This is a genomic window from Pseudanabaena sp. BC1403 (assembly GCF_002914585.1).
GTDB lineage: Bacteria > Cyanobacteriota > Cyanobacteriia > Pseudanabaenales > Pseudanabaenaceae > Pseudanabaena.
Window position 1 is genome coordinate 375523 of record NZ_PDDM01000001.1, and the last position, 12868, is coordinate 388390.

The window sequence follows — 12868 nt, forward strand, 5'->3', positions numbered from 1 at the left end:
GTTAATTCTTCTCCTGCTAACTAAGAAGATCAACTCAGACAGAGCTTGCCCTATCTAAAAATTTGGATTTATAGGTAATGCCCCACGTATCAGCCTTGGAATTAGGCAATTACAGAATTTCCTTCTACGTAATGTTACCTTACAGTGCTTTTCGAGCAACCCCAAACCACAATGAATTTTTGAAAGTGTGGCTTTGCCGCAGTTTCAAAAATTCATTGTGGTTCATTTGATCAAAAGCTTATGTAACTATGCAAAGCACGAAAATTAAAGCCTTAATTCTTGCTTACTTAATATCGTAGCCTACATTCAGCAAGTGATCTGGGAATTTTTTGCCGCGAAAGATAAGTATTTCAGAACATCTATTCTCAATAGTTTAATATCTATTGCATTTTATACCAATTCACAAAAGTGTGATAACACTTCTGTGAATTAAAAACCAAACCCTGTAAGGGTTTTAAAAGCACAAAATGGCTGTGCCACTTTGTGCTTTGGTATTAGTAGGAGTTAATAGATCGTACTTCAAGAGATAAGATGCTTTGCGCCCTTATCTCTTGAAGTACGATCTGTCTTAATGCAAGTGCCTACAACTATAAAAATCAGACCAAATAATTGACTTCAAGTCCTTAAGGTTTAGGTATTTCCCAAATATTAATATTTTTATCTTGGCTACTGCTAATTAGTTTGAGCTGATCTGGAGTAATCACTAAAGAAGTTACCAAATCTGTGTGACCGATCAAATTCCAGATGGAAGATTTCGTTTGTAGATTCCATAAATGGATAGAATTCTGGCTATCTTTGCCGCCACTAAAGAGATATTTACCGTCGTTAGTAATTGCGATCGCACCGATCGCATCTTTATGCTCTCTTAATTCATATAGCTTTTTCCCTGAAGCTATATCCCATGCTCGAATTAAGTTGTCATTACTACCACTGATCACGCGCTTACCATCAGGAGTTATTAATACACAGGTAACTCCTGATGGATGTTCAAGAGTTTTTAAGTTTTCGCCTGTCTTCACATCCCAAATTTTTACTGTCTTGTCGCGACTGGCACTGACAACTTGCTTACCATCTGGCGAAATGGCTAAACCCCAAATTTTATCAGTATGTCCCGTTAGCGATCGCAGTAGTTTACCCGTAGAGATTTGCCAGAGATTTACCGTATTGTCATAGCTGCCGCTAACTAGTAGATCGCTTGCAGGGGCGATCGCCAAATTATTAATCAGGTTTGTATGACCACTCAGAGTTTTGACCACTTTACCTGAAGCGATATCAATGATTTTGATATTTTTATCTTGACCAGCAGTGATGATTTGGCGATCGGATAGAAAAACCACTGCGCGCACCCATCCGCCTTGATCTTTTATTTCTTTAATTGGAGTAGTGTTATCTCCCTCTAGTTCCCATAGCTTAACGGTTCCATCATCACTAGCGCTAGCAATTATCTTGCCGTCTGGACTAAGCGCTACACTTTGAATCGCATCAGTATGTTTTTGCAAAAATTTTGTCGGAGTCAGACGCTTTTTTTGGAAAACTGGCAGTTGAATACTAAAATCATCAAAATTGCCGATCGTAGAAATCTTAATTACCGTCCCAATACTCAGTCCCGCCAAGGCTGCTAGCATCACTGATACAGTCAGCAAAATCGGTGAAGTCGGTTTGCGGGTTGAGTCTTTAATCGACTTTTTAATTGATTTACGCTTAGCTTTAGTCTTGTCGTTAGGCGCAAGTTTATCGATCAGTTCAATTTCCTTGAGGATTTTTAAAATCGATTCACAATTAATTGGGCGATCGCTAGGCTTACGCGCAATCATTGCATCAATTAAATCGGCAAATTCTTCCGAAATTTCAGGCGCGGATGATCGCCACTCAAAAGAATCGCGATCAGGATTATAAGTGTCAAGGGGATATTTTCCTGTCACCAAATGGAGCATCGTGCAGCCAAGGGCATAAAAATCTGACTGTGGAACAGCAAAGCCTTTTTCCTGTTCGGGCGAAGTATAGCCCACTGAGCAAATGCTTGTAATCCCCTGCAAGCCACCAATCTTAGCCAGATACGTATGTGTGGCTTCACGAGCTGTGCCGAAATCAATTAAAACTAGCTGCCCTGAAGGGGACAACATAATATTTGCGGGTTTAATATCGCGATGAAAATATTTGCTGCGATGTACTACTGCAAGAATATCTACCAATTGCCGCAGCCAAGTGATTGCCCGTTTTTGCGCGATCGGTTTTCGATCGCGTTGATTGATCCATTGTTCGAGATTTAGTCCCTCGATCTTTTGCATGATAATTCCATGCAGCATTGTCCCATTTTCGAGATTGTGGTGCACATAGGTCTCAATCTTTGGTATCCCTGCATGTTCTATCTGCCCAAGGACAAGAGCTTCTTGCTGAAACAGCGACACAGCCTTACTGTCTGCATTCAATTCTTGTTTAAGGATCTTGAGGATTTTGGGCTTACCTGCGCGATCGGCAGCTTCATAGATCATCCCAAAGCCCCCAGAATCACTTAATAATTTAGTGACTGTATAACAACCATCGATCAATAATTCGGAGCCGCATCCTTGACAAGTTGGGGAATTGTCATTATCGGGTTGATTAGGGCTGGGGCAAGTGGGATTAATGCATAGACTCATGGTGTTTTCAAGCATACCAGTCTAGACTTACTATATCGCTAGCGCAGTCAATTTATAGCAAACCCATAAAAGTTAGGCGAGCCTTGAACCCTCTACTTTTATGGTTGGGTAAATTTATTTATGATCGAATACATCTCAACGCTTTTCATTAACGCAGCAATCTTTGCGCTGTTTAGTCTAGGGCTAAATCTGCAATGGGGATTTGCAGGATTAGTTAACTTTGGTCATGTAGCGTTTATGACGGTTGGGGCATATACCACGGTGTTGCTCAGTCTCAATGGTGTGCCTTGGTTTTTGGCATTTCTGATCGCCGCTGCGATCGCAGGATTGCTTGGAATAATTATCGGCAGCACCGCATTGAAATTGCGCGAAGACTATCTGGGGATCGTTACTATCGGCGTGTCTGAAATGGTGCGTCTATTTGTGAACAATGAAGAATGGCTGACCAAGGGCACAAGAGGCGTTCAGGATTTCCCACTGCCATTGGTTAATCTCGTCTCACGTCAATATTATTCTTTTGTGTTAGCAGCTCTGTTATTGGTGGTCGTAGTTGTAGTGTACTGGCGTTTAGAGTGGCTAGTGCGATCGCCTTGGGGACGAGTGCTCAAGGCGATCCGTGAAGATGAGGAAGTTGCCAAGGCGCTGGGCAAAAATGTATTTTGGTATAAACTCCAAGCCTTTGCGATCGGTGGTGCGATCGGTGGTTTAGCGGGATCATTTTACGCTTGGCAATTAACCACAGTTTATCCCGATAACTTTGTTCCCTTGATCACGTTCCAAGCATGGACAATTGTCACCATTGGCGGCGCGGGTAATAATCTTGGCGTAATTCTCGGTGCGGTGATTTTTCAGATTTACAATGCTCTACCCAGATTTCTGCCCGAACAAATTCGCGCTGATGGTGGCAGGTTCGAGGCAATTCAGTTAATGCTGATTGGTGTTACTTTAATTTTGCTAATGGTCTGGCGACCACAGGGAATTTTAGGTAACAAAAAAGAATTAACCTTAAACCGATAAAAAAGAGAGAGGGTGCTTTGCACCCTCTCTCTTTTTATTTATACCAATTATTTATACCAAAGCACAAAATGGCGTAGTCATTTTGTGCTGTTAAATCCCTTACTGGGTTTGATTTTCCATCCACAAAAGTGTGTGCACACTTTTGTGAATTGGTATTAGTATTTGGGAATTGAAGGATCGATTTGCTCGCTCCATGCATTAATGCCGCCCTGTACATTGATCCCGTCAATGCCAGCTTGCTTGAGAATGCCTAAAGCCTTCATCGATCGCCCACCCATTTTGCAATGTGCGATTAACTTATGCCCATTTAGCAAAGCCTTGACTTTCTCTACACCATTGCCATTTTCAATTTCTGGCAATGGCACTAGAACTGTGTTAGGGATTTTGCCAATTTCCCACTCATTGGGATTACGGACATCAATGATCACATAGTCTTCAGCGCCAGCGTCAATGATTGCTTTAAGTTCGGTAACAGTAATTTCGGCGATCGCCTGTTGTGCTTCCATTTCGTTTGCTTTTTGTTGGGGAATACCGCAGAACATCTGATAATCGATCAATTCTTCGATTACAGGACGGACTGGGTTTGGACGGAGCTTTAGCTCACGGAAGGTCATCTTGAGGGCATCATAAAGTAACAAGCGTCCACTCAGAGTATTTCCCTGCCCTAGAATGATTTTGACAGTCTCTGTAGCTTGGATTACACCAATAATTCCAGGCAGAATACCTAAAACGCCGCCTTCTGCGCAGGAGGGGACTAATCCTGGAGGTGGTGGCTCTGGATAAAGATCGCGATAGTTGGGGCCACCTTCATAATTGAAGACGGTCGCCTGTCCTTCAAAGCGGAAAATTGAGCCATAGACGTTAGGCTTATTTAGCAATACACAGGCATCATTTACAAGGTAGCGCGTGGGGAAGTTATCCGTACCATCGACAACGATGTCGTAGGGAGCAACAATCTCTAGCGCATTGGCTGAAGATAAATGTGTGTTGTATAGATCGATTTGGCAATAGGGGTTGATTTCTAGAATTCGCGCCTTGGCAGATTCGATCTTCGGTTTGCCGACCGAGCTAGTGCTATGAATGACTTGACGCTGGAGGTTAGATGTGTCCACCACATCAAAGTCCACGATGCCAATGCGTCCGACACCTGCGGCGGCGAGATATAACAACAAAGGGGAACCCAAGCCACCCGTACCGATACACAGTACGCTGGCAGCCTTGAGACGCTTTTGTCCTTCTACGCCAACCTCAGGCAAGATCAAGTGACGCGAGTAGCGCTCGTAGTCATCTTGGGTGAGCTGAATTGAATTTGGGTCTGGGTTGAGCATGATTAAATAAATCGCACTTTGTTTGCGTAGGCTATCCACAGCGCTTTACTTTCAAGACCTAACCAATAAATTCTTTAAACTTGTTGCTGAGAAACACTTTTAAAGAATTTATTGTGGTTAGGGTGATCGTAAATTGCTGTATTGCGATCGCCTTTGCTGATTTGGCGTGTGTTTGTGTTTCTATTGTAGATTCCTAGTTTACGCTTTAATGCAATGTTGTATGTTTGTTGCAGTTGGCTTAACTGCCATAACTTCGATCTAAGATTTACAAAAATTTAGATTATTTCAAAGTGTGACTAAATCCACGCAGTACTATGGAGCTTATGGAAACCCCTTACATCTACTACATTCCGATCTATCCTGACGATGATAATTGCGAAACCCTAATGCATTTATTTATAGGTCAGCCAGGTTTAGATACAGAAATTTTGAGCTTACTTGAAATACTTGACAATCGTGAACATGAGGGCGAAGCTGTTGACTATGTCCGCGAGCTTGAAGATAAATGTCATCTAAAGCGTGTTTCAGTGAGGTTTTTACCTCGAAAACGCGATCGCGCAGTGCCAATTATGACTTAAACAAAAAAAGTCGCGCACAGCGCGACTTTTTTTGTTTAAGGGTGGATATCTCCACTTCGGTTAATTTCTGTAAAGTTGACCATACTTGTAAAATTAGAATAGGTATTAAGTAAACCAGAGCAATAAAATGGCATTTTTTGATTCTGAAATTGTTCAACATGAAGCTCGTAATCTATTTCAAGATTATCAAGCTCTAACTCAGCTTGGCGGTAGCTATGGCAAGTTTGATCGTGAGGGCAAAATTCTCTTTATCGAAAAAATGGAAGAGATGATGGATCGTTATAAGATTTTTATGAAACGATTTGAGTTGTCCGATGATTTTATGGCGCAGATGACCCTAAAGCAATTGGAAAATCAGTTAGGTAATTTTGGGATCACGCCACAGCAAATGTTCGATCAGATGAATATGACGCTCGAAAAAATGAAATCTGAACTTGAAACCCACAATTAGCTGAAAACTTTTAGCTGTTTGCTTTCTAGGTTTTAGGTTTTAAATTGGGGGCGAGCTAAGACAATAACTCCTTTTACTTTGATGTTATTGGCAACAAGAGTGGCGATCGCTTCGCGGATAGTTGCGCCAGTCGTATAAATGTCATCAAATAGAATTACATCTTGGGGCTTGGACTGTTGGTTTAACGGAACTGTAAAAGCTTTAGATAAATTTTCTTCACGCTCTTGTTTGCTCTTGGTTTGCATCTGCGCCTTAGTATCCTTTTCTCGTCGCAATAATTGCGGTTTGCATGGGATTGCGTTCAAATCACAAAAACGACGGGCAAGTAGTTCTGCTTGGTTAAATCCTCGCGATTTTAATTTGTTTGCATGAAGGGGAATGGGAATTACGGAAATCTTTTTTAAACTTAGGGTTTTAGTATTTGCCGATCGCTTCCATGTGTCGGCAATCTTTTCAGCGATCGCTTCCATAATTTCAGGATGATTGTCATATTTGCAAGCCGCGATCGCACGTTTCAATGCGCCGTCATAAATGCCCCAACTATAAAGCGGAATCTCTGGTGTAATTGGGTAATCTTTTTGCAAAAAATCTGGTGATTGATAAGCGGCTATTTGGCGATCGCAGTCTTTGCATAAAATGCGATCGCTGGGACGTTTGCACAATGGACAGTTTGCTTGCCAGAGCGAGTTGGTGATTGTGTTAGCTAGGCTGTCAAACCATTTCATGTTTCTTTGTGGATTTTATGAAATATTATAGAATAATCGCTAATCAATAAAAATCTACTGAAGTTATGAACTCTGAGAACAATACTGGCACGATTGCTTTGACGATTACTTTTATCGATCCAGATTTGAAGAGTGAAGAGCGAGATGATGAGGTAGTAAGGTTGCTGGAAGAATTAAGCGATCGCAGTGATATTGATTCAGTTGATCTTGTGCGCGATTCTAATCCACCAGATGGCAATATGAGTGGGTTGGGCAGACCTATCGTAGGAATGCTAAAGGCATTAGTCAGAACGGAGAATATCAAAAAAGTGTTTGGATTTTTAGGTGACTACTTGAGATCGCCTATTGCCATTGAGCTAGAGGTTGATGGTGACAAAAAAAAGGTGAAGCTGACTGCAAATAATCCTGAAGAGGTAGAAAGGGTTATGCTGAGTATTGAGAAATTAATTAAAAATTCGTAGTGGCTATGGGGAAGTACGCACTCTTAGTTGGTAATAGCCAGTACATAAATATATCTGACTTTCCAGTTTTGCCTAGTGCAGTGCGGGACATAGAGGCATTGCGACAAATTTTAGTTGATCCTAATATGGGCGACTTTACTAATTCGGATGTAACGGTTTTACCAGACGCTGATGAGACTCAGATTAGAAGGGCAATTTCTCGTCTCTTTTTAAATCGTCAGCCCGAAGATAAATTGCTGTTTTATTTTTCTGGACATGGAACTCTAGACAAATTTAGAAAGTTCTATCTCACAGGAATATCGACTGAAGGGAATGATTTGATAGGAACAGCACTTTCTTCAGATGTTTTACGAGATGCTATGAGGCAAAGTAGGGCTAGTCAGATCGTAGTAATTTTAGACTGTTGCTACAGTGGCGCTTTTCCTAAGAGTATGAAGGCAAAAGGCTCTGGTATCGATGTTATCTCTGAATTAGAGGGTACTGGCTGGGCAATTTTAACTGCGTCTGATTCAACCCAATATGCGTTTGAACAAGAAGGGTTTGACCTGTCACTGTATACTCATTTTTTGGTAGAAGGGTTGAGGACTGGTGCGGCAGCACGGAATAAGCATATAGGAATTACAGTTGACGATCTGCATTCATATGTGACAGAAAAGGTACAATTAGCGAATGATCGGATGACTCCAAAGATGTCGCTTGATGAAACTGGTCATCGTATTGTTTTAGCAAGATCGCCACAAGAGGATCCAAAGCTAAAATTTCGTAAGGAGATCGACGAATTAATTACTTCGCAAAATGGAAAAATCCTTCCTTTTACCCGTCTGTTAATATCTAAAGCTCAACAACAATATGGAGTTGCAAATGAGGATGCGAAAAGGATCGAACGGGAAGTTTTACTTCCTTGGCTAGAGTATGCAAAAAATCTAGAAGAATACGAAAAAGCACTGATAGATACGATAAATCATGGATTATTCCCTTTTAATCAACCTACACAACTAGAGATTGAAGCTTGCGAGATAAAGCTTGGCTTGCGTGAAAATGATATCGAAGAAGTTAAGGCGCGGGTTATTGCGCCGAAGCAGGCTGAGTATGATCGCCAACTTGAGGATCGACAAAAAAAGGTTGCCGAAGCAGCACATTTGAAGAGTCGGCAAGTGGAGGCTGAACTGTTGAGATTGCAACAAGCATCGGAAGCAGAAAGACAGAAGCAAGAACAGGAAACGCTTTGGCTCTTGGAGCAGTTGAGCAAACAGGCTGAAGATCAAGAACGGCTAAAGCGTCAACAAGAAGCTGAAGCAGAACGGATCAAGTGGCAGCAACAGAATAAACCTGCTCAAGGCGAGTTTGAATTTGAGTATTTTAAAGCTCGGTTGGTTAAAGAAAGTAGTGGCTTTCTGGGATTTGGTACGAAGACAAAAGTCGAGCTAGATCGTAAAAAAGGAAAGGCGCAATATATTCGCGAAAATCTGGGCAATGGCGTAACCCTCGATCTGGTGCGGATTCCTGCGGGGAAATTTATGATGGGAAGTAAGGAACATGGAGATGAGCAGCCTATTCATGAAGCAACCCTGAAAGAATTTTGGATGGGAAAATATGTTGTTACTGATACTCAATGGCAAGCTATAATGGGAACGAAACCATCAGAACAGTATTATGGTTGGTTTCAAGGCGAAGATCAGCCAGTAGTCGGCGTTTCGTGGGAAGATGCTAGGGAGTTTTGTGAGAAAGCTTCGCAGAAAACTGGAAAGCTGATTCGATTGCCTAGTGAAACTGAATGGGAATACGCCTGTCGCTGTGGCACAACTACTCCTTTCCATTTTGGCGCAACGATTACACCTTATCTGGTTAACTATAATGGTAATTATCCCTATGATGATGCACCAAAAGGAGAATACCGCGAGAGAAGAGATAATGTTGACAGCTTCACACCGAATGCATGGGGGTTATATCAAATGCATGGTAATGTGAGGGAATGGTGCGAAGATATCTGGCATGATAACTACAATGGAATACCGCAAGATGGCTCTGCGTGGCTAAGCGATGGAGAACAAGCGAAAAGACTTCTCCGTGGTGGTTCTTGGAATGACGGTGCGATCGGTTGTCGTTCTGCGGTTCGTTACGGGGAGAGCGAAAGTAAAGGGTTCTACAGCTTCGGTTTTCGGGTGGTTGCCTCTATCTTGTCGTGAGGACAACTTTCACTCTACCCTTCTTTCTCTTTTTCCCTCTCGCCGCTAGAACACAGATTAAACGGATTAATGGATTTCACGGATGTAGGGGTTTTGCATTTGCGCCACAATTTCTCAACACACCATGACCATATTTATTCGCAAATGCAGAACCCTCTTCGCTTTCACCGATAAATTGTCCCTGCGTTGTGAGGTTGTGGGCAAAGCATTCCCAAATCAAGGGAATCTTAAAATTGATAGATGGCTGTGGTAATGCTATGCCCCTACGCGATTTGTCGATTGTCACATTAATTTGTACGTTAAGCTTCGCTAACATACGCTACAACTGAATGATTTGAGATTAGATTGCGATCCGCGCCCCTCGGAATTAAAACTTGAGGGATGTTTTTTTGAGTTTATAAAATATCGCACTATAATCTAGCTAATATTTCTCCTGTATTTCTATGACATTAACAGAGATCTTGCCATCACTACAAAAGCTATCCCACTTTGAAAAGGTTAAAGCCATACAGTTTTTAGCAACAGAACTAACTAAAGACGAACAAACCTCAGATATTCTCGAAAATGGAAAAACCTATGAAATTTGGTCGCCATACAACGCTTTCTCCGCAGAAAGAGTTTTGACGGATATGCTGCAACAACATTTATTAGAGAAAGAAGCAAAATAGAATGACATTGAGAAAACGGTTTAACTTTGTCGAAAAATCTAACTCTGCGGGAGAAACTAGCCTTGTCCCCTATCTCACCTTGACCTTATCATCCCAAGACGCTTCTATTTCAACATCAGGCTTATTAGATACTGGAGCAAGTGTCAATGTTCTCCCCTATGAAATAGGAGTTCAATTAGGACTAAATTGGAATGACCATAACACGTCAGTTACATTGGCAGGAAATCTAGCCAAATTCGCTGCCAAAGGAATTATCTTATCAGCGACAATCGATCAATTTGCACCTGCCACTTTAGTTTTTGCTTGGACAAAAGCTGAAAATATACCTTTACTGTTAGGAAGAATTAACTTTTTCCAAGAATTTGATGTATGTTTTTACGGTTCGCAATTAGTTTTTGAACTAGCTCCTAAATCTAAAGATCTATCCAATATGGTAAATTAATAGAATGTAATGCACTCAAGTCTTTTTTATGCTAACTATTTGTGTGTTACGCTTCGCTAACAAAAGCTACAACTGAATGCGATCGCGGTTGATTTGAGATTAGGATGCGATCGCTCTTGGAGTTTAAAGCTTGAGGGGTAATTTTTTGAACAGCAATCTTAATTCTCTTACAAATATTCAAGATGATCCATCATTTCATCCACTTCAAGCACTTGCCACATCAAAACTAAACCCTGCACAATCTCCCCAATAGACTTACTTTTTTGTTGACAGTAAGCAATACCATAATGAGAAACACCCTGCTGCTGAAGCCTCAGAAAATCAGTGTCTTGAGTAAAAATTACTCGTTCCTGAGATATAGCAAAAGCCAACTGTTCCTCATCCAACTTGCCAATTAGATTCTCTTCTGGAGTCGTTGTTACATCAATCCCTCTTCTTCTCAAACCATTAGCGATCGCCTGACTGATATTTTCATCCAAATGAAACCTAATTCTATCTTTCACGCTGATTTCTCAACTTTTGTTGTACAAGAGAAATAGTCGTCTTCTTCATTTCTAGAGCAAAAGATTCATCATCCTCAATTTGCTTTCTAATTTCTTCTCTATGATCATAGTAATATGCCAAAGCCGCGTAAATATCTGACAAATTGATGCTGGGATAGTGCAGCAAAATTTCATCAGGAGACATTCCCATTTGCTCATGCCACACTGCTATATTTTGCACCGTGATCCGATGTCCAGCAATACGAGGTTTCCCACCGCACACTCCTAGAGTCATCTCAATATGTTCTTTAATCACAGCAACAGTTGACATTGTAATTTCTCTTACACAACTTAATCTCTAAATTATAACCATTTTCTCTCATAGGCGATCGCTATTTGAGCTTAAAACTTGAGGGAAGATTTTTTGGTAGCGATTCTATTAGCTTCTCTCTCGCCACTCAATAACGCTCCATGAACAGTTCCTATATGTTTTCCATAGGTTGCCTCACCCGCAAAAAACACCCGATCGCCTATAGGTTCCGCCAAGCGATCGCAGTCTTGAATAGAACCATTGAGCGAAAAAGTGGAATAGGAACCATAGGCAAAAGGGTCATCATGCCATTTGGTCAATATTGCAGCAGTTGGCAACGGAATATCATTGCCAAACATCGCTTGTAAATCAGACATAATGTTTTGCTTGACTTCAGATTCAGGTATCTGTGAGAGCGATCGCGAAAAATCACTGCTAAACAAGGCGACTAAAATCGGCTGCTGAATATATTTCTGCCAGTTGTAAAATTCAACATAGCGATCGGCAATATTGCCATTGATATATGCCATGGTGTGAGGCTGTGATGGCCAAAACTGTTTAGGGAATTTTAATACTAGTTTATTTAAAGCTCCCATCCCCAATTCTTCAATTGCTGCTAACTTCGCATCTGGCAATTCTGGCGAGAACTTAATAGAACCACGTTTCAATACACCCAATGGAACCGTGACAATCACCCTTGAACCATTAAAAACTCCACGATCGGTAGTCACTTGTACGCCGTTATCATCATAGGCAACCTGCTTCACAAGATGCTTAGTCCGAACATCTAAATCTTTGGATAGAGCCTGAACAATCTGCGTATAACCTTGCGGAAAAACTACATCTGCGCCAGAAAACTCGGAATCTTCATCGAAACCTTTAACTCCTAAATTCGCAATATCATCGCCAACTTCACTCTCAATTGTCGAAAATAGGGTTGCCCGAAATCCTTTAAGAGTGACTCCTGTGAGTTCTTCTGATTCAATTATTTGTTGAGCGATATCTGCTAGAGTAATCTGCTGCGATGATATTGGGTCTTTTTTTAGCTGGTTAACTCTATTCATAAATGATTGAAAAGCTTTGTCTATAAGCAGTTCATCAGATTCACTTAGCAGTTGCTTGATACCCTTATAATTCCATTGCGATTTAAGATCTGAGATGACAGTCTGAATGTCAAATTGCTTGACTAATGGCGAGATAGGATTACCGTCAACGGTATGAATCCACGCAGCACCGAGATCTAAAGGAAAGCCTAAAGAATTATCTGTCCAAATTCTCCCCCCAATGCGATCGCGCCCTTCTAATATAATTACTCGGTAACCTTGAGCCTGCAATTTTTTGGCAGCTGTGATGCCTGCAATACCCGCACCAATGACAATGATCCGATCTTTATCTTCACTATCTTTTGGTTCGCTATCTTTTGGCAATGGATTGGCTGAGCGATCATCAGAGTTGCTCAATGCACCTCCACAGCTACAAAGCCAACTTGTTGCTCCAGCATAAGTCAAGTTGCGAGCCTGAAGTAAAAATTTTCGACGATTATATTTGTCCATAAATTTTTTTCATTGTCCTAGCCTGTTG

At 41.3% G+C, this 12868-nt stretch carries 13 protein-coding genes; 7 read left to right on the forward strand and 6 right to left on the reverse strand.

What is annotated here, in order from left to right; translation table 11 throughout:
* Nucleotides 1–623: 623 nt before the first annotated feature.
* On the reverse strand, nt 624–2639 hold the full coding sequence (locus CQ839_RS01740; protein WP_181016053.1) for a serine/threonine-protein kinase: 2016 nt from the start codon (nt 2637–2639) through the stop codon (nt 624–626).
* Nucleotides 2640–2759: 120 nt separating this feature from the next.
* Here CQ839_RS01740 and CQ839_RS01745 point away from each other — a divergent pair, with 120 nt between their 5' ends.
* Nucleotides 2760–3656 carry a branched-chain amino acid ABC transporter permease gene (locus CQ839_RS01745; RefSeq protein WP_103666546.1) on the forward strand — a complete coding sequence of 299 codons (897 nt, stop codon included), beginning with the start codon at nt 2760–2762 and terminating at the stop codon, nt 3654–3656.
* A 155-nt stretch (nt 3657–3811) separates the two neighbouring features.
* On the opposite strand, the gene moeB is transcribed toward CQ839_RS01745, so the two are convergent.
* Complete coding sequence (gene moeB, locus CQ839_RS01750) at nt 3812–4984, reverse strand: molybdopterin-synthase adenylyltransferase MoeB (protein ID WP_103666698.1); 1173 nt, start codon at nt 4982–4984, stop codon at nt 3812–3814.
* A 323-nt stretch (nt 4985–5307) separates the two neighbouring features.
* Here moeB and CQ839_RS01755 point away from each other — a divergent pair, with 323 nt between their 5' ends.
* Together CQ839_RS01755 and CQ839_RS01760 are read left to right on the forward strand one after the other, a co-directional pair.
* Nucleotides 5308–5562: a hypothetical protein gene (locus tag CQ839_RS01755; protein WP_181016054.1), complete on the forward strand. Its 255-nt coding sequence runs from the start codon at nt 5308–5310 to the stop codon at nt 5560–5562.
* Nucleotides 5563–5689: 127 nt separating this feature from the next.
* On the forward strand, nt 5690–6013 hold the full coding sequence (locus tag CQ839_RS01760; protein WP_103666548.1) for a DUF1825 family protein: 324 nt from the start codon (nt 5690–5692) through the stop codon (nt 6011–6013).
* A gap of 32 nt (nt 6014–6045) precedes the next feature.
* Here the strand turns inward: CQ839_RS01760 and CQ839_RS01765 are convergent, their stop codons facing one another.
* Nucleotides 6046–6738 carry a ComF family protein gene (locus CQ839_RS01765; RefSeq protein ID WP_103666549.1) on the reverse strand — a complete coding sequence of 231 codons (693 nt, stop codon included), beginning with the start codon at nt 6736–6738 and terminating at the stop codon, nt 6046–6048.
* Nucleotides 6739–6803: 65 nt separating this feature from the next.
* On the opposite strand from CQ839_RS01765, the gene CQ839_RS01770 reads away from it, so the two are divergent.
* The 4 genes from CQ839_RS01770 (at nt 6804) to CQ839_RS01790 (ending at nt 10495) form a co-directional block, all read left to right on the forward strand.
* Nucleotides 6804–7199: a hypothetical protein gene (locus tag CQ839_RS01770; RefSeq protein ID WP_103666550.1), complete on the forward strand. Its 396-nt coding sequence runs from the start codon at nt 6804–6806 to the stop codon at nt 7197–7199.
* Between the two features lie 5 nt (nt 7200–7204).
* Complete coding sequence (locus tag CQ839_RS01775; RefSeq protein WP_103666551.1) at nt 7205–9385, forward strand: SUMF1/EgtB/PvdO family nonheme iron enzyme; 2181 nt, start codon at nt 7205–7207, stop codon at nt 9383–9385.
* A 443-nt stretch (nt 9386–9828) separates the two neighbouring features.
* Nucleotides 9829–10053, forward strand: a complete 225-nt coding sequence (locus CQ839_RS01785) for a hypothetical protein (protein ID WP_103666553.1) — start codon at nt 9829–9831, stop codon at nt 10051–10053.
* A gap of 1 nt (nt 10054) precedes the next feature.
* A complete protein-coding gene (locus CQ839_RS01790) occupies nt 10055–10495 on the forward strand; it encodes a hypothetical protein (protein ID WP_103666554.1) in 441 nt (146 codons plus the stop codon).
* A 167-nt stretch (nt 10496–10662) separates the two neighbouring features.
* Here the strand turns inward: CQ839_RS01790 and CQ839_RS01795 are convergent, their stop codons facing one another.
* From CQ839_RS01795 to CQ839_RS01805, 3 genes are all read right to left on the reverse strand, one after another.
* Complete coding sequence (locus CQ839_RS01795; protein WP_103666555.1) at nt 10663–10998, reverse strand: DUF5615 family PIN-like protein; 336 nt, start codon at nt 10996–10998, stop codon at nt 10663–10665.
* The gene (locus tag CQ839_RS01800; RefSeq protein ID WP_103666556.1) at nt 10988–11308 is read right to left on the reverse strand and encodes a DUF433 domain-containing protein; all 321 of its coding nucleotides are present in this window, start codon (nt 11306–11308) and stop codon (nt 10988–10990) included. The genes CQ839_RS01795 and CQ839_RS01800 overlap by 11 nt, the downstream gene beginning before the upstream one ends.
* Before the next feature lie 71 nt (nt 11309–11379).
* Nucleotides 11380–12840: an NAD(P)/FAD-dependent oxidoreductase gene (locus CQ839_RS01805; protein ID WP_103666557.1), complete on the reverse strand. Its 1461-nt coding sequence runs from the start codon at nt 12838–12840 to the stop codon at nt 11380–11382.
* Nucleotides 12841–12868: the final 28 nt, after the last annotated feature.